Here is a 17,431-nt window from a genome sequence, read left to right as displayed (position 1 = left end):
GCTTAGTTGGTGCTGCTCTGCATTCCTGCAGCTTCTCTGCAACTTCTCTGCACAATGATTTCAACAACTTACGACCCCCTTCTCTGCATCTCTGCACGGCATCAATCGATAGATCCGGTAACTTCGAAGCCGGCAGGCCGCTTCCTGGACAGCTCGTCGCGCCACGTAATGACGTGGTTCGCCATCCAGTCGGACAGCAGCTTTTCGACTTCTCTCTTGGGCACCTCGAACTGCCTGGAGAGATTGTCCACGGCGTACCTGCCGGTCGATTTGGCTTGAGGTTTTGATGACCATGGCGCCCCGGAATCCCATGCATCCCGCAATGCGGAAAGCATCCTTCGGGCGATCGGCTTGTCGATCTTCGACGCGACCTTATTGGCGGTAATGAACCTGCCATTCTCCAACTCGACCACCATCGGCTCGGGCGACTCTCCGCTCCGTAGCTCGAAATGCACCTTGCGGGCTTTGCCCTCTTCACTCGCTCTAAAAATGACGATCGCGCTATCGTAATAGCCTCTCAACGAGCCCGCGCCACGGATGGCGACGAATGGGTCTCGGGCCATATCTTCCGACGACTTCTTAGCGGCGTGGTGAACCATCACGATGGCCGCCAGCGGGTTGATTGCCTGCCGTATTGCCTCGATGCGGCCGGTCAGGAACCTCATAATCTGGGAGTTGTCGTTCTCGTTTTCCTGGTCGAAAACATTCGCCAAAGGATCGACCGCAATGATGTCCGGTGGGCCGTCCGGGAAGGACTCGCGGATGGTCTCAATCGCCGTCTTCACACCGTCCTCGTTGAGGATCATGTGGAAGCGCTCGGACACGATCAGGTTGGTGGACAGCATGCGCCGCTGGTCCGGGGCCAGCATCTTGAACTCCCTCGCGCGCTTGCGGAGGAGCTTCCGGTTCATTTCGGCCTGGAGGTAGAACACCCGGAGCGGGTGGGCCACGTTGAACGTGTCGTTGAGGAATGGCGTACCCGTGGCGCACGCGACCAGCATCTCCTGGAGCAGGAACGATTTCTGCGCCTTCGGCGGGCCGGCAATCAGGACGAAGTTTCCTGGGCCGGCGAACCCTGGCTCGATGTAGTCTGGCTCCTCCGGGACGTCCTCGGTCAGCAGTGTCAGAAAATCGACGGTCTGGATCTTGCGGTCCTGGCGAGCCGGAGGCGGAAGAATAGTTTGTTGCTGGCGGGGCTGTTCAGCCCTTCGCACTTCCTTCCGCTGATAGACCTCGACCGCCTTGTCCAGCGTCTCAATTCCGCGGATGTCGCCCCGCTCGAAGCGGGCAACCGTGTAGCCGCACTTCTGTGCGAACTCATCGGCGCCGCGGCCCCCGCGGCTCAGATCCACCTTCCGCTCGTATTGCGGCCACGCCGCCTCGTAGAGTTCCTGAGAAGTGGGGCAGCAGCCGGTAGAGCCGATCAACTCAATCAGGCAGGCCGAGATGGTGTCCCGCATATAGGCCTCGCGGCCGTCGTTGATCTTGTCTGCCAGGCCAAGGGAATTAGTCGTGTGGTTGATGTGCCCTGGAGTGGCCGGAGGAGCCTGCCCAGCGACAGGCGGGAAAGCCTGCGCCAGATGCTCGGGCGAATACTCGCAGCGCCCAGGCTCGCGCAGCGGGGCAATGGAGGTCAGCTCGACCGTCCGGCCTGGCTTGACCGGCCACGCGATTGTGCCGGCCAGCCGCATCACCCGCGACGGGTTCGTTACCGTGGAGTCGCCGTGCATGCGGCTTGCGAACCCCCGCAGCAGCGCCGGCCATTGGCTGGCGTCCTTCAGCGGTTCTTCCAGCCTCCACCAAAGCTGCGCGCGGGTGTGGGGCGCCCGCCCGGTGACAACCACCATTGTCGGCTTGTCGAGGCCGTAGATGTTCTTGGCGTTGGTGGCAGCCTCGGCATCGTCGAGATCCACGTAGGCGCACGTCAGCGCCCATGCATCGCGATCCTGCGCCCTGCCGAAGGGCGCCGTGTCGGGATGACGGAGCGCGGCGCCGATGTAGACGTTGCACATGGGCTGCGCGTTCAGGCCGGCGGCCTCGTCAACAAGCTCATCGAGCTTGTCGGTTCCAAACAGCTTGGCGTTGGCCAGCCGGTAGCGGCCAGCCGGGTCAGGCCGAGTGTCAGTCCAGGAAAGCTCGATCAGGCCGTCATGGCAGCCGTCGAGATACCCGCCAAACAGGTGTTCGACGTGCTGCCGCATGGCAGCAACGTCCGGCGTGAAAATCGGCTGAACCACGGCGTTCATTCATCCTGCCCTTAATCAAATGACCTCCTACGCAACTGGACTCGACTGTGACGCTATGTAAGTTGACCGGGCCGCAGCGGGCCCGGTCGTTGTCGTGGACTTCCGGGGATCAGCCGAAGTCGGAAGCGCTGGCCATCGCGGCCGGCTGCGGTGCAGGAGGAGGCACGACAGTCGAGCCGGTAGCCGGGGCAGTCGCGATCGTGCCCCCTGGGATAGTAGCGATCTCTCGGACGTTGCCGCAGGCAAGGGTCGCCGGACGGTCAATCCAGCTCACGATAGCGAAGGTAGGCTTGTAGTTCGTGGACTGGCCGGCCTTGACCGGCTGCACGCCGGCAACCTTGACGATCGGCAGCTTGCCAGCCTTGCTCTCGGGTGCAGCCGAGTAAGCGTCGTGCAGGGCATCCATGGCTTCGATCACGCAGCCGGCCGCCGAGCCGAACACGCGCGGGGCCCCGCCCCCGCTGTTCTTGTCGAGAAGCAGGTTGACCTCGAAGCCCTGCTTGAACGCCGGCTTGCCTTCTGCATTCTTGTCGTCCGGGCGCGGAGGAATGGCCTCCTGGCCGAGAACGACAAGCTTACGAACGGGCCCCTGCGTCGTGTAATTGATCCAGCCAACGCGGATGTTGGCGAGGTCCATCACCATCTGCACGGTGCTGGTGATTTCGATCTTGTCCGTCTGCCACGTGCCGTCGCCACCCTGCGAACGATCGACCCGGAACATTCGGCCGGCCTTTGCGTCATAGTTGATGTAAGGCTGGATATCTCCGCCCCCGGTTCCGCCAGTGCTCAATCCGAGACCCATCTGGGCTCTCCTTCTTCCAACAAAGCCGCCATTCAGGCAGACGGCATGCCAATTGGGGTCAGATGCCCCAAATCTCGAATGCCAACTGCCGTGCCGATGGTGAGCCCCAGTAGAAGCTCTCTAGATCGGGGACGGTTATGTTGACGAAAAACTGCGGATCTTCCGACAACGCCAGAAACGCCTCGCATCGAAGTGCCATCTTATGAAGCGCCGCGCGGTGCTCATTGACGTTATCAACCCGGTACGTGGCCTGCTTCTTTGGCGTCACGTAACATGCGCGGGCGTCGGCATTGTTCGACGTGACGTAGAGCGCGACCTGGCGAGCGTGGGCGACCTTGACCGCAGACGGCATCTTCTCGGTCGTCTTGAGATCAACGGTCGTATTGCTGTCTGCCCAGTGGTAATCGAAATAACCGACGATCGGATATCGGAGCCCTTCAGGGCGCCATTCGATAAAACCCTGGCAACTACTGGGGACGCCGTATGGGCGTAATTCCGCGAGCGCGGTCGCCACCATGCCGGGGATGGTGGCACGGTATTCTTCTCGCCGCTTGTCGCCGGATAGCGCCGTGATGGTGTCGTATTTTTTGAATGCAACAGCGTTGCATTCTTCCAGCGTTGCATTCGGGTTCATTAGGCCGTGAGTTACGCCGTCCTCGATCGCGGTGCCGCGGTGGGCCGGAGACCCGACTGGCTGGCGATGCCCCAGGATCTTCTCCAGGACAAACATTGATGGACAACCTGAGAACAGGTTGAGGCTGCTTGGCGAATGACGAGTGAACACTTTCATGCCGCCACCTTCACCAGAACTTCGGCGCCGTAGAGCGCCAGCAGCGCGGCTTCCGCGCGCCCATCGTGTTTCTTGAGCTTGAAGCTCTCGGATGCCTTCGGGAACATGCGGATAGCGCGCAAGCGGGACTCGTCCTTGTCAGCGGACAGGCCGAAGTACCGTTTCCATTTCTGGGGCGTCACGAAGTGCATGGGGACGTCGCAGGCGCTGACGATGCCGCGAACCTCTCCATAGGAGCGGCCGAAGTTGAAGGAACTCGTCACGCCTTGCTTGGGCATGGCGTGGACAGATTCGATAACCGCCAGCGTCGGGCGGTGCATACGGATCAGCCGCGCCAGCTCGTAACCGTTGATCTCGCCGCCGGCCACGGGGACGTCATCAACCGCGATGCGCGACGGCACCATGGGAAAGTAGAAGGCGACCGCGCCTGAGATCCCTGGGTCAATTCCAAGTATGATGGTCATGCCAGCCCCCGTGCCCGGACCAGGCGAAGTGCATAGAGGGAATGAAGGCCGAGTTCAGTTGCCGCGGATTGCGCAGCCTCTACGCCCTTCTCAAGGAAGGTCTGGATGATGCCGTCCCGCTGCTCTTTCGAGATACGGTTCTTGTGGCCCCCGCGGTCGCTCATGCCGCCACTCTCCAACGCTTCAAGGGCTCGACGTAGCAGCGTGCGAAATGAGCGGCGCAGTACGAACGCTGGTACACGGGATGGCCGCAATAGAGCGCGCCGCCTCGCGGGTCGCCCGCGATGTACTTGCAGTCGTTGGTGCCGAGGTCGAGAAGCGTCTTGTTCAGCGGCTCCAATTCGATGCACTCGAAAACCGGCATCTCGGAGGACGTGACAGACGACGCAACGCGCAAGCCGTTCCCGAAGCCAGCTCTGACGATACGCAGAATCCGCTGGGGCTTGGCTTTCGCTCTTGACGGCCTTGGCTTGCGAGGCCCGCGCGGCTTCAGATGACGCCCCGGCAATTCCATGCGCCCAGCCTTGCCAATACAAGCGTTACGGCTCACGCCGAGTTCTGTACCGATCTGAGCGAATGAAAACCCGGCGCGGTGCATCCTCTTGAGCGTAGCAATACGCTCCTCGGTCCAAGTCAAATTATCCAACATTCCCCCGCCTCCATATTTAAGCCCGCGCCATGCGATGCTGGCGGGCGTTACTGCCTACGGATCATTTCCAAGATACGGCCCCGATACAGAGCCTATGGCCGCTGCACGATCTCCGGCGCGATCTCTGCCGCCAATCGCGCGCGCCGCAGCGATGAACTCATCAATGCGCTGCCGATGAAAATTCGGATCGTTTTCGGCAAGCGCCTGAGCGTGCCGACTAAAAAATTCCGCAACATTGAGCGCATCACACCTTGCCCTTTGAATCCTTGCTTCCTGAGCCGCCGCCAGAAGCTTCATTCCAACCGAGTGACGCGGGTCGTCATGCTCGCCGTAGTACAACGCCTTGATCTGGCGATAGGTCACACCGGCAACCCGAGCAGCACGAGCCAACCAACTCTTGCGGTTCCCCCCGAAAGGACCGGCGATGACGCCGATCTCGTCCGGCCATTTGATCGCTTGTTCCATCTCTACGACCTTCTTTTCCGGCATTCCGGATACTCCTCATGGTTAGTGGGGCCATGAGCAACGCGACGAACGAAAACGACGAACTCAGTTTCATCAGGCTCGGGGCTGCAACCGCGAACCTGATTCGATACCTAATGGACGACTCCCAGAATCATCAGCGCGACGGCGAGCGGCAAACTCGCAGCGAGCGCACAGAGGAAGAAAAAGCCGAAGAGCACGCAAAGGCCGTCGATCAGGGCCTGCGTCAGATTGAGAGATTTGAGCGCCGTTACAGGAGAAGCGATCGATCCTGACGGCAGCGGAATAAAAGACGCGGGCGGCAAAGCCCGCGAGTTGGCCGGTAGGGAGGAAAGAACCGGCGAAAGAGTTACGGCGCGTGAAATCGTATTGCGTTCCGCGTCGCGAGAGCCGCCCAGCGCACTGGTATTGCCCCCGTCAGGTGCTGGGCGGCTGCTCATTTTGCCTAATTCCGATACGCCGCTATGCACGATCACGTGCGTACCTCGCGCGCCACGTGCATTCTGTTTTCGCAAAATTGGAGACGTTCCCAAAACGGAACAGACAATGTGGCCGTACTGCTACGGCTTGACGGATTTCTGTCGCAAAGGGGCCAAAGTTCACTTGTGTTATTGCAGCAACCTCCGCATGCTTTTCGTCGCGCGAGTTGAGCGCCAAAAAGTGCGGGGCAAGTCGAATGGGCGAAGATGGATTGATCGATTCTTATGGTGTGCCGGAATTTTTCTCGACGCACTTGGGGCCTCTGGAAGACGCTGGCGAGGGAATGCTCCGCATCGTCCGATGTGTGAAGCGAAATGGAGTTCTGCTCCCGGTCGTAAGCATCGTGATCCCAGCTCATGGGGCATTGCAGGACGGCCCGATGTTTCGGGACTTCGCACAGAAGGTCGCGCGGGGATGTCTGGTCGCTCACTGAGCAGCCTCCGCAACCGAGGCCACAAGGTCGCGTGCTTTGATGCCCGTGACCTCTTCAATTTTCGCCCAATGCTTTTTGCGAGGAAGGTGCACACCACGTTCCCAGCGCGATAGCGTCATTGCGTCCACGCCCAAAAGCTCGCCAGCTTCATCCTGGGTCAGGTCGCCACGCCATGTCTTGAGAGGGTTTGTCATCGTTCGCCACTATAGGCACAAAACGTTATATGCGTCAAGAGACATATCGTTTTGTGAATAGTGACGTAAACACAAAGTGTTAGTAGTGTTTAGGTGCGATGCCAGCAAAAATCTTCCCACGACGCCCCAGGCGCGTTTACCTCTCGGAGTGGCGAGAGGCGAAGTCCCTGACCCAGAAGCAGCTCGCTGAGCGCATTGGGACGGACGTCATGACTATTTCCAGGTGGGAGAATAGGCGCGTCGCGATCTCAACCGATACGCTTGCAGTATTGGCCGAGGCCCTAGGCGGGGATCTGATGGAGCCGGAAGACCTCTATCATCATCCTGACCAGCCAACGCCCAACCAATTACTTCGCGACCAACCCCCTGACGTAATAGAGAGCGCAATGAAGATGCTCAGGGCGATCCGCCGATAGTTCCCTGCCCCATATTTTTGAACCAGGCTCGGCCATGCGCCGGGCCTTTTCATTTTCAACGCCCTGATTCTACTTGCGGATTTTCCTTATAACTTTTTTTGCCTAGTCCTATTGCGCTTCATAACGTTTTGTGCCTATAATGCTCTCGTCATCAACCGACGGGGGTCGCAATGACCGAGCAAATCTACTTCGTTCAGGTTCAAGGCAAGTCCAGCCGCTACTGGGTCGAGCGCGACCCGGCGTCGATGGACCTCAACTCGACCGTCGAGGACATCGCAGACGGCCAGATCGAGGATATCGTTTCCGTCCTTGAGGTCGCCGATGGCGTCGCCTCCGATGTGACCGACAAGATCTCCCGCGCCGTCATGACCAAGTGGGCGCACGAGGGCGAACCCCTCACCCACGCGCAATACAGCTTCGTCGAGATGCACGTCGGCACCCGCGCCGCTCGCAGCTTTCTGCGGCATGAGGTGGCGTGACCCGTGACCGGCCAGATCATCTTCATTCTCACAATCATCGGCGTGGCGATTGTCGTCTACGCCGCATACCGGAGCGACGTCTGATGTGGATCGCGCTGTTCAACAACATTCCCGAAATCGCCCTTGGGGTTTGTTGGTCTTACACGATGGTTTGGGCGGGGATGCGCTTCGAGCGGTGGCGCACTTCGAGACACGTCTGGAGCCGTTCTCAACATGGAGCAATGAAGTGAGCATTTTCGGAGCACTGAAGAAGGCCGTTTTTTCCGGCGCCCGTGAGATCAACAAGGAATACGGATCGAACCGCAATTTCCTGAATGCGGTCTGCGCGTCGGCAGCTCTTGTCGCCAACGCAGACGGTAGCATCGACGACACAGAGCGGCTGAAGGCGATTTCACTGATCACCAGCAACGCTTCGCTGTCGTCCCTCTACCAGCGCAATGACATCGAGAGCGCGCTGGAAGCTGCGTTCAAGCACTCCAAGGACACTTCCGGCCGGCAAATCCTCGCCCGCAATCTGGAATCTATCCAGGGGATGCCGAATGGGGGGCAGATGGCCGAGGACGTTTACCTCGTCGCTGTCGATATCTCGATGGCGGACGGCAGCGTATCTGCTGAGGAGACCGCCATCCTTGAAAAGATCGCCCGCCGGCTCGGCGTCGATCCCAAGAAGTTTGAGTTCTAAGGCCAGCCCCGGAGCCGCGACATGTTTGAGCAATTTCAAGTCGAGATCATGCAGCCAGCATTTTGGTTGTCGTTCTCCAAAATCGTTTGGATCGACGTTTTTCTATCCGGCGACAATGCGCTTGTTATTGCGATGGTGTGTCGCGGCTTGGAGCCACGTCAGAGGGCGCTTGGCATGATCCTTGGGGCCGGCGCTGCCGTCCTGATGCGGGTCGGCTTAACTGGCGTCGCCACTGAGGTTATGGGGCTTCCTTATATCAAGATGATCGGCGGGGCTGCCCTCCTCGTCATCGCAATCAAGCTTCTTGCGCCCCCCAAGAATGAAGAGGCCGATTTCAAACAGGCCTCCAGCCTGTGGGCGGCGGTCGGAATCGTCATGATGGCCGACGCGACCATGAGCATAGATAATGTGATCGCAGTTGCTGCCGCAGCCAAGGGAAGTCTGCTCCTGCTCTGCATCGGTCTCGCCTTGAGCATTCCGCTTATTGTGGCCGGTGCGTCCCTGATCGTCTCTCTACTTGACCGACTGCCGATATTGATTTGGGCCGGCGCCGCTCTTCTCGGCTGGATCTCCGGCGAAGTGATCGCGGAGGACCACGCCTTAGCCCCGTTCATTCGCCCGTCGCCATTCTACGCCGTGTTTGGGTGCGCCCTGGTTCTGAGTGCTGGCGCCCTCTGGCGTGCGAATGCCGGCAAGCTCGAAGGACGCTCAGCATGACCGCCGTTATCCTCTCCCTCCCCTGCGATCCCGAGCCAAGCCTGCGCCAGCTCCTGGCCGTGTCAGCCATCATAGTCTCTGCCGAGAAGATCGCATCGCGCGGCCTCCTGCCGCTCGACGAAGAGATCCAGTTGCGTGAGCTGATCGTGCGCGTCTGTAACGTGTTCGGCGTCGATACGATCGCAGAGCGCCCGCTCGAAGTCGAGGGCGCGGCATGACCCTCTACGAAGCAATCATGATCTGGCTGATCTTCAATGAGCTGGTTTGTCTGGCCTCACTGACCTGAATCCACGTCAGCGGTGATTTCCAACCAGAATTAGTCCGACTTTTCAGGGGTTAAAATGACCATTCAGCGCGAACTCATCGACAGCCTCTACGAACTTCTTGAGCCCTACGAGGACATGGCGCCAGCGGACCTGTTTGCGAAGCTGCCCGGCACCGAAGCTCAGCGAGTGGTTCGCGCTCGTGCTGCCCTGGAGAAGGTCGCGCTCACTACCTCGCATGCTCTCCAGCATAGCAACTGAGACCGAAATGTCACAACGCGATTCCGGATACGAGCGCAAAGAGCGGGATCTGTACGAGACGCCGGCATGGGCAACGGAGGCTCTTTTGCCCCATCTGCCTGCCGGCATCTCCTCCGTGCTGGAGCCGGCTTGCGCATCTGGCAAGATGGTCGCGGTTCTCCAGGTGGCCGGGTATCAAGTCTATTCCAGCGACATCTCCCAGGGAGTCGATTTTCTCGACCAGACCCGCGAAGACGGTCTCTTCGATGCCGTCATAACAAACCCGCCCTACGAGCTTGCGCGGGAGTTTATCGAGAAATCGCTGACGATTGCTGACTGCGTGGCGATGCTTCTGAGGACCGACTACGACCACGCCAAGACGCGGGCATTTCTGTTTGCTGGTTGCCCGGAGTTCGCGAAGAAGGTTGTCCTCACCAAGCGCATCAAGTGGTTCGAAGACTCCAAGGGGCAGCCCTCGTTCAACCACGCATGGTTCATCTGGAATAGCACGCACGAGGGAGCGCCGACGCTGGCGTATGCACCATGACCAATTCAGACTTTCACAGATCCGCTGGAAGCGTGGACGTGAAGCAGCTCAAGCAGGATGCTCAAGACGCGATCATTGCGGCGCTTGTGAGCGCGGCCTTGGCCAAGGATGAAGCCGGCTTCCCCGAAGTCGCCCACGCCGTCCGACTTGAGGCTACCAAGATGGCGAGACGCTGGGGGATCTCGGAAGTGTCCGGCCTTCCCCTAACGTGGCCGCGCGGAAAAAAGGTGCCCGACTATGACTGAAAATGATCTTTCCCCGAGACAGCGGGCGCTTGCAGGCGAGTTTGTGAAGGAAGGGCATTCGATGGAAGACGCAGTCCGGATGGCATCTGTCACTGGCGATGATGCCCAAGGGAATTCGCTGCACGCTCCATACCTTGCGCCGGATCAGGCGTGGCGCGACAGCGCGTGGCTTGGTCTCTCAGCTTCTGAAAGGGCCTGCTATCATTGGCCCGACGATACCGACCTGCACCGGCAATGCCGCGCTGCATATGTGGCTGGTGCTACCGATTATGCAGTGCCGGTGCCCGTCACTTGCGTTCTTGCCCAATCCGTGGGGACGCGCGAGGCATTAGCTTGGCATTGCTGCGATGAGCGATATCCTTGGATACAGGGCATCGTCACGACTAGCGAAATCACGCTTGATGCATGGCGCGACAGCGGCATCAAATATCAGCCGCTTTATCCACTCGCCGCCCAGCCGCCGGCCGCTCCGGTCGAGACGGCCAACAATCCCGGTGCTGACAGCAGAGCTGAGCAAAGCGGTTCAATCCCGCCTGCAAAAGAGCCGAACAGGGAGTTTGATTCTCCCGACCGGGGCCACCACTCCTCTGCCGGCAATGCGCCACTGGAGCGCCGGTTTTTGATCGACGCCCTAGACGCGCTTGAAGCGATCGACAGCGAGATCGTTTTGACCGGGCACCTGAAGGAGCTTGTGGATTGCGCCCTAGCGGCACGCAATGCCGACTTCAGCGTTCCACCGCAGGGAGCAGGCAAGTGAACAATCTCGATTTGGTGAGCGGCTGGAGCTGCGACGAACGCAATCGCGCCGGCTGTCGTAACCCACACGGCTGCCATTGTCGCGAGATCACGGCTCTACGAGCGCAGCCGGCCGTGATCGTGCTTACCGAGGGGCAGAAAGACACGCTGCGTCGCATCGACTGTGCTCGCGCTGCCGGGATCAAGCTGCATCAGTTTTGGTTGGATTTCGAGCAGAACCTTCGTGTCAGACTTGCGCTGTCGCGCCCTGAGCACTGTGTCCACGGCGTCAAGATCGGCAACACCTGCGTCGGCTGTATGGGCGCCGCCTCGCTGCCTTCGCAGAATGGAAAGTGACATGCCAACAATCACATTCATGGAAGCACTCCGACGCAAGCAGGATGGCGTTCGAACCGATTTTATGAGGCGCGTCATGTCAAATATCGATGGCAAGAAGGACCGCCAAATCGAGGCACTTGTAAAGACACTGAGCCAGATCGAATACGCCTCGCGCAAGGACAGCCTGACGGACTCCGAGCGGCTGGAGAGCATCCGCATCATCCTCGGTCGTGTGGGAACTGTGGGGGCGAAGCCATGATGCACTGGTGGTGGAAGGTACGTATTCACAATAAATCCGGGCACTACTGGCACGGGCAGATTTGCACTAGCCAAGATCTCAAAGAGATTGATGGAATCCAGGATTTCTATTTCACCCTGACGGGCTGCAAAATGCTGCTTGAGGGGATGAGCGACCGAGAATTCGAAGGTGTCTCCCTTATCCAAGAATCCTTCGAGGGCCTCTGGTGCCGCTCGCCCTCAGTGGCTTCAGAGGAGCGCTCATGAGCAATTGGCAACCGATAGCAACCGCGCCGAAGGACGGCACCGAGATTGATGTCTGGGTAGAGGACAGGCGGCATCCCGTGGCTGACTGTCATCGGTGCACCCACGTGAGATGGAAGGATCATAATTGGCAATCGTATGATCCGCACTATGGCGGATTTGGTGCTTGGGTCGGGATCGACAACGGCGTGAACGTGCTTGTCACCCACTGGACGCCGCTTCCCGCACCACCATTCCCCTCAAATATGCGGGGGACAGAGTGAATCTCCCTCCCCCCGAAACCATGCTGCTCTACGCTTCTATTCTGGAGAAGCCGCAGTATTACATCCACAACCGGCAGAAGTTCTTGCTGCCACGCGGCGAGATAATCACGGCAGCCATCGCGGCGCTGCGCCATTGCGCCGCCACATGCGCGGTGTCGTCGAAACCGTGAAAGTGCAGATTTTCCGCGCACAACTTACTTTCTTTCTTCCCGAAATGCACTTTTAGAGCGATAATCAACCTCATGAGCCGCAGAGCAGCCAAGGTCACGCAAGCCGACATCGCACGGTCGCTCCGAGCTGCGAAACAGGCAGGCGCTGGCGCCGTCCGAGTGTTGCCTGACGGCACAATATTGATCGACATGCAACCGAGCAATGTTGCAAAGCCACAAGAGATTCATGTTGAAGAAGACGAGGAGGTCGTCCTGTGATCGACGACATGCCCCGTCCCCGCCCCCCACATCTGCACCACGAGATCAACCGTCACGGCAACGCCGTCTGGTATGTCCGGAAGGGCAAGGGGCCGCGCATCCGGATCAAGCACGAATACGGCACCGTCGAATTCACGGAGGCCTATGAGGCTGCGCTGAGCGGGCAGACGTCGCGACCGGCCGGGAAGGCTGCCAAGGGTTCGCTCGAGTGGCTGTGGATGCTGTATCGCCAGACCGCAGCCTGGACAGACCTTTCGATGGCGACGCGCCGGCAGCGCGAAAACATCATGCGCAACGTGCTGAAGACGGGCGGCAACCAGCCGCTGTCGAAGATCAGCAGCAAGTCAATCAAGGCCGGCATCGATCGCCGCAAGGGGCACGCAGCTCGCCACTTCCTCGACACGATGAAGGGCCTTTACAAATGGGCCATAGACGCTGAGCACGTGAAGATCGACCCGACCGCTGGCAAGGCCGTGACGAAGCCGAAGACGAAGGGCTTTCCGGTCTGGGAGGAAAACGAGATCATCCAGTTCGAGCAGCGCTGGCCGCGCGGGACTCGCGAGCGCGTGATGTTCGACATCTACTGCTATACGGGCTTGCGCCGCGGTGATGCCGCCGCCCTCGGCCGTCAGCACATCAAGAATGGCGTGGTCAGCATCGACACGGAGAAGACCGGAACGCGCGTCACCATCCCCGTGCTCGAGGTCTTGCAGAAGACACTCGACGCTGGTCCGACCGGGGATCTGGCGTTCATCGCCACGAAGAAGGGCGATCGGCTGACCAAGGAGAGCGTGGGTAACGCCTTCCGTGATGCCTGCCGCGCCGCCGGCATCAAGAAATCCGCGCACGGCTTGCGCAAGGCTGCGGCGACCCGGGCGGCGAACAACGGCGCGACCGAGGCTCAGCTCGAGGCGATCTTTGGATGGGAAGGCGGGAAGATGGCGGCGCTCTACACGCGCACGGCCAACCGCGAGAAGCTGGCGTCCGGTGCGATGAGCACGCTGGCGAGAACCGAACCGGAAACTTCTATTCCCGCACCTCAGGGGCAGGTGCGGGCGTCAGGCGAAAAACCCTAACGGAAACAACGTCAATTTCCCACGATGGTGGGGGAGGCAGGACTCGAACCTGCGAAGCCATAAGGCGGCTGATTTACAGTCAGCTCCCTTTGCCACTCGGGACACTCCCCCGCTCGACGGCAGCACAATCGGGCCGGACCTTGCCGGCGACCGAAGACGGCCATGGAACGTGAAGCCGCGACAGCCCGGATGGGGGCGCGACCGGGCGCGGTTATCGGCGAAGCTATGGGGTAAAGTCAACCGAGGCGAACAGCTAAAATCGCCCCCGACACCACCCAAATTGCCATATTCCGGGACCCGTGACACAAGCGAGCCCATGAAGGATCGAAAATTCAACCCGAGGGGCCCCCGCGGCGGGTCTAAGCCCTTCAACAGGCCCGGAAAATCGGCCGGTCGCCCGGCCCGCCGCGATCGCGATTCGGACGCCGACGGGCCTGTCATCCTCTATGGCTGGCACACCGTCTCCATGGCGCTCGCCAACCCCCAGCGGCAGATCCGTAAGCTGACGCTGACCGAGAACGCCGCAAGGCGTCTGGCGGACGAGAACATCGCGATCCCGGTCACGCCCGAGATCGTCCGGCCCCAGGAGATCGACCGGCTGCTGTCGCCCGACGCCGTGCACCAGGGCCTGCTGGCCGAGGCCGATCCCCTGCCCTCGCCCGACATCGAGGATCTGGAGCAGGACGGCATCGTGCTGGTGCTCGACCAGATCACCGACCCGCACAATGTCGGCGCCATCCTGCGCTCGGCGGCGGCGTTTGCGGTGAAGGCGATCGTCACCACCGCGCGCCACAGTCCGGAAGCGACCGGCGTGCTGGCCAAGGCCGCCTCCGGCGCGCTGGAGCTGGTCCCGATGGTGACGGTGCAAAACCTTGCCCGGGCACTGACCACGCTGAACGAGCTCGGCTTCCAGACTGTCGGGCTGGACAGTGAAGGCAGTGCGGATCTTTCCGAGGTCACCCTGCTCGAGCCGCTCGCGCTGGTGCTGGGCGCGGAAGGCAAGGGCCTGCGGCAATTGACACGCGAGACCTGCAGCGTCGTGGCGCGGCTCGACATGCCCGGCGAGATCAAGAGCCTCAACGTCTCGAATGCTGCCGCGCTCTCGCTCTATGTCGGCGCGAGCCGGCTCGGGCTGATGAAGCGGTAACAAAACAAAACGCCCCTCCGCATCGCGGACGGGCGTCTCGTTGGCTCAGTAATAGCGACGCAGCACACGGTGGCCGCCATAATACGGCGCATGGCGCGGGGCGTAGCCGTAGCGGGGACCGTAGCCGTAATGCGTGCGCGGCAGATAGCCGGCGCGCGGGCCGTAGCCGTAGCGATACGGACGGTAATGCGGGCGGCGGTAGGGATAGGCGGCCGGCGCTTCGACCGCGGCGGCGCGATAGCCATAGCCGTGCCCATAGCCATAGCCACGGCCGTAGCCGTAATTGGCGGGCGCAACCACCGCGTCCTCACGGTAGGTCGGATACGGCGCGAAGGCGCCCGGGCCGGTGTAGGTCGGACCCTGGTTGACGTGATAATATTGCGTGGTGGGCTCGGCGAGACGCTCATAGGCGCCGTAGCCGTAGCCGGCCCCATAACCGCCGCAGCCGGTGTTACAGCCGGAATAGACCGGCGCGACCGGCTGGCACGGATCGAAGCCGCAGGCCGCAGCGGGCGCGGCCCCGATGAACATCACGGCAGCCGCCGCGACCAGTCCCGAAATCATCTGACGCATTACTCTCTCCTGTTGATTTCCGTTTTTTGGATTTGTCGTTTCTTAACCCGGCGGCTTGCCGGGCATCTCTGCACGCGGCCGCGGCCGAGGACGCCGCGGATAGTCGTTGATCTCAGGCGCGAGGATCACCGGCGGCGGATTGACGGGCACGTCCATCTGCGGCGGCAGCGGCGCCGATTGGGCGCCCCAGCTCTGGTGATAGCTATCGGGCGGCTTGGGCAATTTGCGGTTCGCGGGCGGTTCGACCTCGAGCCGGCCATAGCCGGGCCGCAGGCCCAGCGTCGGGTAGTAGTGGCCGACGTCCGTGGGCTGGCGCTCGGCGACATAGCGTCCGCCATAGATCGTAGGCTGCACCTGGACGTTCTTCCCCAAGCCCCAGGTCCCCTCGATCACGGCATAGGACGCGTCGATGTTGTTGATGATGATGGGCACGCCCGGCCGGCCGGGAACGACGATATCGAAGCCCCCGCCGGCAAACGCCGTCGCGGGCAGTCCGATCAGAAAGGCAGCGAGCGCCACAACGCGCATAAGGGGATCCCATTTATCCGGCGACAACCTACCCGATGGCGACGCAGAGAGGGTTAAGGCCCTCTCACCAATTGCCGGTAAGCCTAATGTGTAAGGATTCCGCGCCGCTCAAATCCTCTAAAGCGAACTAGTGAAGCATTAACGCCGCCGGATCCAGCAGTCCGGAACCAAGGCGCGTGCTCACTTCCGTTTGACTGTTGCTGACAAAAATCCGCCGGTTTCGGCGGAACGTCCGGCGCCCTCGGCATTTAGCCCCCGTCAACAAAACGGGAGCCAAACAATCATGAACATCAAACTTCTCGGAGCCACGGCGATTGCGGCGACCTTGGTGACGGGCTCTGCCATGGCGCAGGCCGTGATCACCAATCCCGGCCGCTGCGCGGCGCAATTCCCCAACGCCAACTGCCAGAACGTCGGACCGGGAAATCCGTACACCGATAGCGGCTATCGGCATCGTCGCGTGTCCTATCGCCAGACCAACAACGGCGATTGGAATAACGACTGGAACAGGAGCCGCACCGGCTTCTGGCCGACCGACGTCGCCGCCGGCGCAGTCGGAGCAGCCGCTGGCGTGGCCGGCGCGGCCATCGGGACTGCGGGCGCGATCGCAACCGCCCCGTTCCGTGCCACCAACGACGCCTACGCCTACGACAATGGCTGGGATAATTCGTGGAATAATTCTTGGGACAACCGCGGCTGGGACACCCGCACCTACGCCCAGCGCAACGGCTTCGTCTGCACGCCCGGCACCTGGTTCAAGGGCCAAGACGGCCGTCGCCACATCTGCCAGTAAGGCGGTTTGAACCGAACGCGACAGATCAGGCGGCCTTCGGGCCGCCTGATTCATGTCTGCGTCGAGGACGCGGGTTCTGGCACTTTCCGGTCAAGTCTGGTATTGCGGCGCGCACGGGCGGACGGCGCCGGCATAGGCCGGCCTTGCCCCGCTTCTCCAGGCGTCGCCGGCTTAGCTCAGCGGTAGAGCAGCGGTTTTGTAAACCGAAGGTCGGGGGTTCAATCCCCTCAGCCGGCACCATCGCTTGCAATGGCTTGCTGCTAAAATGTAGCCCCGCCATTTCCCGCATTTCGAGCCGAGAACGCTCCTGGGCTACAGGGGGCTACACCAGAGGCAATGAAGCTCCATGGGGACCAACTGTAAGGAACGATCTAAACCCGACTAACCTAGTCTGAGCAATTGCGCCGAAACACGGCTCCAGCTGATCGCGTCGCGCGGTCCTCGAATGTCAGCGCAGCTTCAAGTTGCGTTTCCTTACCCGCTTCACCCATCGGCCCATCCTGGCCGTGCCAGTGGAGCCCGGTTGGTTGGCAAACAGCCGGTTCGCCGAAGACGCGTTGGGTCCGGGGCTTCACGTTGTCAATCGGCGTTCGACTGGGGCTCTGACGCACATTCGATGATCGTGATTGTGTTTATGGCGCGCCAATCAGCCTAGCCTGAAGGAGATCGAGCTTAGCGCGCCCGTACATCTGCCGTTTGACCAGCTTGAGCTTGGTGATCTGAGCTTCCACTTGGCCATTGGACCATGGTTGCGTAATAGCGGCGTGCACCGCGCCCTTATCGTTGGCAATGCCATTCGCGAACGAGGCAATGAGGCTCCGCTTGGAGTCATCAATCCAAGGTTCGAGCTCCATCTCGGCCTTCTTTCGGATCATCGCGTGGAAGCGGCCAACGAGAGCTTGGGCATCGGCCAGCATA

At 60.9% G+C, this 17,431-nt stretch carries 28 protein-coding genes and 2 tRNA genes; 16 read left to right on the top strand and 14 right to left on the bottom strand.

All coding sequences use genetic code 11. The features are described from left to right. Positions 1-101: 101 nt before the first annotated feature. The 9 genes from AC0L23_RS19515 to AC0L23_RS19475 form a co-directional block, all read right to left on the bottom strand. Complete coding sequence (locus tag AC0L23_RS19515; RefSeq protein ID WP_473357275.1) at positions 102-2,246, bottom strand: AAA family ATPase; 2,145 nt, start codon at positions 2,244-2,246, stop codon at positions 102-104. Between the two features lie 109 nt (positions 2,247-2,355). Further along, positions 2,356-3,048 carry a hypothetical protein gene (locus AC0L23_RS19510; RefSeq protein ID WP_473357274.1) on the bottom strand — a complete coding sequence of 231 codons (693 nt, stop codon included), beginning with the start codon at positions 3,046-3,048 and terminating at the stop codon, positions 2,356-2,358. A gap of 58 nt (positions 3,049-3,106) precedes the next feature. Then, on the bottom strand, positions 3,107-3,838 hold the full coding sequence (locus AC0L23_RS19505; RefSeq protein ID WP_473357273.1) for a PD-(D/E)XK nuclease family protein: 732 nt from the start codon (positions 3,836-3,838) through the stop codon (positions 3,107-3,109). Continuing rightward, positions 3,835-4,302 carry a hypothetical protein gene (locus AC0L23_RS19500; protein ID WP_473357272.1) on the bottom strand — a complete coding sequence of 156 codons (468 nt, stop codon included), beginning with the start codon at positions 4,300-4,302 and terminating at the stop codon, positions 3,835-3,837. Before AC0L23_RS19500 ends, AC0L23_RS19505 begins: the two co-directional genes overlap by 4 nt. Beyond that, entirely contained in the window at positions 4,299-4,466 is a 168-nt protein-coding gene (locus AC0L23_RS19495) for a hypothetical protein (protein WP_473357271.1), read from the bottom strand. Before AC0L23_RS19495 ends, AC0L23_RS19500 begins: the two co-directional genes overlap by 4 nt. Next, positions 4,463-4,951, bottom strand: coding sequence for a GcrA family cell cycle regulator (locus AC0L23_RS19490; RefSeq protein WP_473357270.1), 489 nt, complete (start codon positions 4,949-4,951; stop codon positions 4,463-4,465). Before AC0L23_RS19490 ends, AC0L23_RS19495 begins: the two co-directional genes overlap by 4 nt. 54 nt (positions 4,952-5,005) lie before the next feature. Next, positions 5,006-5,440 (bottom strand): hypothetical protein, encoded by a 435-nt coding sequence (locus AC0L23_RS19485; RefSeq protein WP_473357269.1) that lies wholly within the window; start codon positions 5,438-5,440, stop codon positions 5,006-5,008. A gap of 107 nt (positions 5,441-5,547) precedes the next feature. Then, a complete protein-coding gene (locus AC0L23_RS19480; RefSeq protein ID WP_473357268.1) occupies positions 5,548-5,910 on the bottom strand; it encodes a hypothetical protein in 363 nt (120 codons plus the stop codon). A gap of 430 nt (positions 5,911-6,340) precedes the next feature. After that, on the bottom strand, positions 6,341-6,541 hold the full coding sequence (locus tag AC0L23_RS19475; protein WP_473357267.1) for a helix-turn-helix transcriptional regulator: 201 nt from the start codon (positions 6,539-6,541) through the stop codon (positions 6,341-6,343). 98 nt (positions 6,542-6,639) lie between these two features. Between AC0L23_RS19475 and AC0L23_RS19470 the strand changes: the two genes are divergently transcribed. From AC0L23_RS19470 to AC0L23_RS19415, 12 genes are all read left to right on the top strand, one after another. After that, positions 6,640-6,957, top strand: a complete 318-nt coding sequence (locus tag AC0L23_RS19470; protein WP_473357266.1) for a helix-turn-helix domain-containing protein — start codon at positions 6,640-6,642, stop codon at positions 6,955-6,957. 170 nt (positions 6,958-7,127) lie between these two features. Next, positions 7,128-7,436 (top strand): hypothetical protein, encoded by a 309-nt coding sequence (locus AC0L23_RS19465; RefSeq protein ID WP_473357265.1) that lies wholly within the window; start codon positions 7,128-7,130, stop codon positions 7,434-7,436. 175 nt (positions 7,437-7,611) lie between these two features. Beyond that, positions 7,612-8,118, top strand: a complete 507-nt coding sequence (locus AC0L23_RS19460) for a tellurite resistance TerB family protein (RefSeq protein WP_473357264.1) — start codon at positions 7,612-7,614, stop codon at positions 8,116-8,118. A 21-nt stretch (positions 8,119-8,139) separates the two neighbouring features. After that, positions 8,140-8,835, top strand: coding sequence for a TerC family protein (locus AC0L23_RS19455; RefSeq protein WP_473357263.1), 696 nt, complete (start codon positions 8,140-8,142; stop codon positions 8,833-8,835). Then, positions 8,832-9,053, top strand: a complete 222-nt coding sequence (locus AC0L23_RS19450; RefSeq protein WP_473357262.1) for a hypothetical protein — start codon at positions 8,832-8,834, stop codon at positions 9,051-9,053. Before AC0L23_RS19455 ends, AC0L23_RS19450 begins: the two co-directional genes overlap by 4 nt. A 123-nt stretch (positions 9,054-9,176) precedes the next feature. Continuing rightward, complete coding sequence (locus AC0L23_RS19445; protein ID WP_473357261.1) at positions 9,177-9,359, top strand: hypothetical protein; 183 nt, start codon at positions 9,177-9,179, stop codon at positions 9,357-9,359. Positions 9,360-9,366: 7 nt separating this feature from the next. After that, positions 9,367-9,885: a hypothetical protein gene (locus tag AC0L23_RS19440; protein ID WP_473357260.1), complete on the top strand. Its 519-nt coding sequence runs from the start codon at positions 9,367-9,369 to the stop codon at positions 9,883-9,885. Between the two features lie 38 nt (positions 9,886-9,923). Continuing rightward, on the top strand, positions 9,924-10,130 hold the full coding sequence (locus AC0L23_RS19435) for a hypothetical protein (RefSeq protein WP_473357259.1): 207 nt from the start codon (positions 9,924-9,926) through the stop codon (positions 10,128-10,130). Next, positions 10,123-10,887, top strand: a complete 765-nt coding sequence (locus tag AC0L23_RS19430) for a hypothetical protein (RefSeq protein ID WP_473357258.1) — start codon at positions 10,123-10,125, stop codon at positions 10,885-10,887. Before AC0L23_RS19435 ends, AC0L23_RS19430 begins: the two co-directional genes overlap by 8 nt. After that, the gene (locus AC0L23_RS19425) at positions 10,884-11,222 is read left to right on the top strand and encodes a hypothetical protein (RefSeq protein WP_473357257.1); all 339 of its coding nucleotides are present in this window, start codon (positions 10,884-10,886) and stop codon (positions 11,220-11,222) included. Before AC0L23_RS19430 ends, AC0L23_RS19425 begins: the two co-directional genes overlap by 4 nt. Position 11,223: 1 nt before the next feature. After that, a complete protein-coding gene (locus AC0L23_RS19420; protein ID WP_473357256.1) occupies positions 11,224-11,463 on the top strand; it encodes a hypothetical protein in 240 nt (79 codons plus the stop codon). Next, positions 11,460-11,708, top strand: a complete 249-nt coding sequence (locus tag AC0L23_RS19415; RefSeq protein WP_473357255.1) for a hypothetical protein — start codon at positions 11,460-11,462, stop codon at positions 11,706-11,708. The genes AC0L23_RS19420 and AC0L23_RS19415 overlap by 4 nt, the downstream gene beginning before the upstream one ends. Positions 11,709-12,026: 318 nt before the next feature. Here AC0L23_RS19415 and AC0L23_RS19410 read toward each other — a convergent pair whose 3' ends face one another. Further along, complete coding sequence (locus AC0L23_RS19410; protein WP_473357254.1) at positions 12,027-12,248, bottom strand: hypothetical protein; 222 nt, start codon at positions 12,246-12,248, stop codon at positions 12,027-12,029. 144 nt (positions 12,249-12,392) lie between these two features. On the opposite strand from AC0L23_RS19410, the gene AC0L23_RS19405 reads away from it, so the two are divergent. Then, positions 12,393-13,472: a tyrosine-type recombinase/integrase gene (locus AC0L23_RS19405; protein ID WP_473357253.1), complete on the top strand. Its 1,080-nt coding sequence runs from the start codon at positions 12,393-12,395 to the stop codon at positions 13,470-13,472. A gap of 25 nt (positions 13,473-13,497) precedes the next feature. Here AC0L23_RS19405 and AC0L23_RS19400 read toward each other — a convergent pair. Further along, positions 13,498-13,583: transfer RNA gene (locus tag AC0L23_RS19400), tRNA-Tyr, on the bottom strand. Positions 13,584-13,788: 205 nt separating this feature from the next. Between AC0L23_RS19400 and rlmB the strand changes: the two genes are divergently transcribed. Next, complete coding sequence (gene rlmB, locus AC0L23_RS19395) at positions 13,789-14,619, top strand: 23S rRNA (guanosine(2251)-2'-O)-methyltransferase RlmB (protein ID WP_473357252.1); 831 nt, start codon at positions 13,789-13,791, stop codon at positions 14,617-14,619. A 45-nt stretch (positions 14,620-14,664) separates the two neighbouring features. On the opposite strand, the gene AC0L23_RS19390 is transcribed toward rlmB, so the two are convergent. Together AC0L23_RS19390 and AC0L23_RS19385 are read right to left on the bottom strand one after the other, a co-directional pair. Further along, a complete protein-coding gene (locus AC0L23_RS19390) occupies positions 14,665-15,192 on the bottom strand; it encodes a hypothetical protein (protein ID WP_473357251.1) in 528 nt (175 codons plus the stop codon). Positions 15,193-15,234: 42 nt separating this feature from the next. After that, positions 15,235-15,720 carry a hypothetical protein gene (locus AC0L23_RS19385; RefSeq protein ID WP_446480733.1) on the bottom strand — a complete coding sequence of 162 codons (486 nt, stop codon included), beginning with the start codon at positions 15,718-15,720 and terminating at the stop codon, positions 15,235-15,237. Between the two features lie 283 nt (positions 15,721-16,003). Here AC0L23_RS19385 and AC0L23_RS19380 point away from each other — a divergent pair, with 283 nt between their 5' ends. After that, on the top strand, positions 16,004-16,513 hold the full coding sequence (locus tag AC0L23_RS19380; RefSeq protein WP_035961364.1) for a hypothetical protein: 510 nt from the start codon (positions 16,004-16,006) through the stop codon (positions 16,511-16,513). Between the two features lie 165 nt (positions 16,514-16,678). Further along, positions 16,679-16,753, top strand: a tRNA-Thr gene (locus AC0L23_RS19375). A 392-nt stretch (positions 16,754-17,145) separates the two neighbouring features. On the opposite strand, the gene AC0L23_RS19370 is transcribed toward AC0L23_RS19375, so the two are convergent. After that, positions 17,146-17,431: transposase (locus AC0L23_RS19370; RefSeq protein WP_473357250.1), on the bottom strand; the 286-nt coding region annotated here is incomplete at its 5' end.

The organism is Bradyrhizobium sp. MI1.4, from assembly GCF_055811315.1.
The sequence above is the reverse complement of the archived record's forward strand: the minus strand, read 5'-3'. Positions and strand labels throughout refer to the sequence as shown.

Bases quoted from the DNA above. Each gene is read 5' to 3' on its own strand.
- AC0L23_RS19410 (WP_473357254.1), bottom strand. From the start codon at position 12,248: ATGTCGGCTTGCGTGACCTTGGCTGCTCTGCGGCTCATGAGGTTGATT.
- AC0L23_RS19390 (WP_473357251.1), bottom strand. From the start codon at position 15,192: ATGCGTCAGATGATTTCGGGACTGGTCGCGGCGGCTGCCGTGATGTTC.
- AC0L23_RS19510 (WP_473357274.1), bottom strand. From the start codon at position 3,048: ATGGGTCTCGGATTGAGCACTGGCGGAACCGGGGGCGGAGATATCCAG.
- AC0L23_RS19445 (WP_473357261.1), top strand. From the start codon at position 9,177: ATGACCATTCAGCGCGAACTCATCGACAGCCTCTACGAACTTCTTGAG.
- rlmB (WP_473357252.1), top strand. From the start codon at position 13,789: ATGAAGGATCGAAAATTCAACCCGAGGGGCCCCCGCGGCGGGTCTAAG.
- AC0L23_RS19385 (WP_446480733.1), bottom strand. From the start codon at position 15,720: ATGCGCGTTGTGGCGCTCGCTGCCTTTCTGATCGGACTGCCCGCGACG.
- AC0L23_RS19415 (WP_473357255.1), top strand. From the start codon at position 11,460: ATGATGCACTGGTGGTGGAAGGTACGTATTCACAATAAATCCGGGCAC.
- AC0L23_RS19495 (WP_473357271.1), bottom strand. From the start codon at position 4,466: ATGAGCGACCGCGGGGGCCACAAGAACCGTATCTCGAAAGAGCAGCGG.
- AC0L23_RS19440 (WP_473357260.1), top strand. From the start codon at position 9,367: ATGTCACAACGCGATTCCGGATACGAGCGCAAAGAGCGGGATCTGTAC.
- AC0L23_RS19505 (WP_473357273.1), bottom strand. From the start codon at position 3,838: ATGAAAGTGTTCACTCGTCATTCGCCAAGCAGCCTCAACCTGTTCTCA.
- AC0L23_RS19475 (WP_473357267.1), bottom strand. From the start codon at position 6,541: ATGACAAACCCTCTCAAGACATGGCGTGGCGACCTGACCCAGGATGAA.
- AC0L23_RS19380 (WP_035961364.1), top strand. From the start codon at position 16,004: ATGAACATCAAACTTCTCGGAGCCACGGCGATTGCGGCGACCTTGGTG.
- AC0L23_RS19430 (WP_473357258.1), top strand. From the start codon at position 10,123: ATGACTGAAAATGATCTTTCCCCGAGACAGCGGGCGCTTGCAGGCGAG.
- AC0L23_RS19485 (WP_473357269.1), bottom strand. From the start codon at position 5,440: ATGCCGGAAAAGAAGGTCGTAGAGATGGAACAAGCGATCAAATGGCCG.
- AC0L23_RS19455 (WP_473357263.1), top strand. From the start codon at position 8,140: ATGTTTGAGCAATTTCAAGTCGAGATCATGCAGCCAGCATTTTGGTTG.
- AC0L23_RS19490 (WP_473357270.1), bottom strand. From the start codon at position 4,951: ATGTTGGATAATTTGACTTGGACCGAGGAGCGTATTGCTACGCTCAAG.
- AC0L23_RS19450 (WP_473357262.1), top strand. From the start codon at position 8,832: ATGACCGCCGTTATCCTCTCCCTCCCCTGCGATCCCGAGCCAAGCCTG.
- AC0L23_RS19420 (WP_473357256.1), top strand. From the start codon at position 11,224: ATGCCAACAATCACATTCATGGAAGCACTCCGACGCAAGCAGGATGGC.
- AC0L23_RS19465 (WP_473357265.1), top strand. From the start codon at position 7,128: ATGACCGAGCAAATCTACTTCGTTCAGGTTCAAGGCAAGTCCAGCCGC.
- AC0L23_RS19515 (WP_473357275.1), bottom strand. From the start codon at position 2,246: ATGAACGCCGTGGTTCAGCCGATTTTCACGCCGGACGTTGCTGCCATG.
- AC0L23_RS19500 (WP_473357272.1), bottom strand. From the start codon at position 4,302: ATGACCATCATACTTGGAATTGACCCAGGGATCTCAGGCGCGGTCGCC.
- AC0L23_RS19470 (WP_473357266.1), top strand. From the start codon at position 6,640: ATGCCAGCAAAAATCTTCCCACGACGCCCCAGGCGCGTTTACCTCTCG.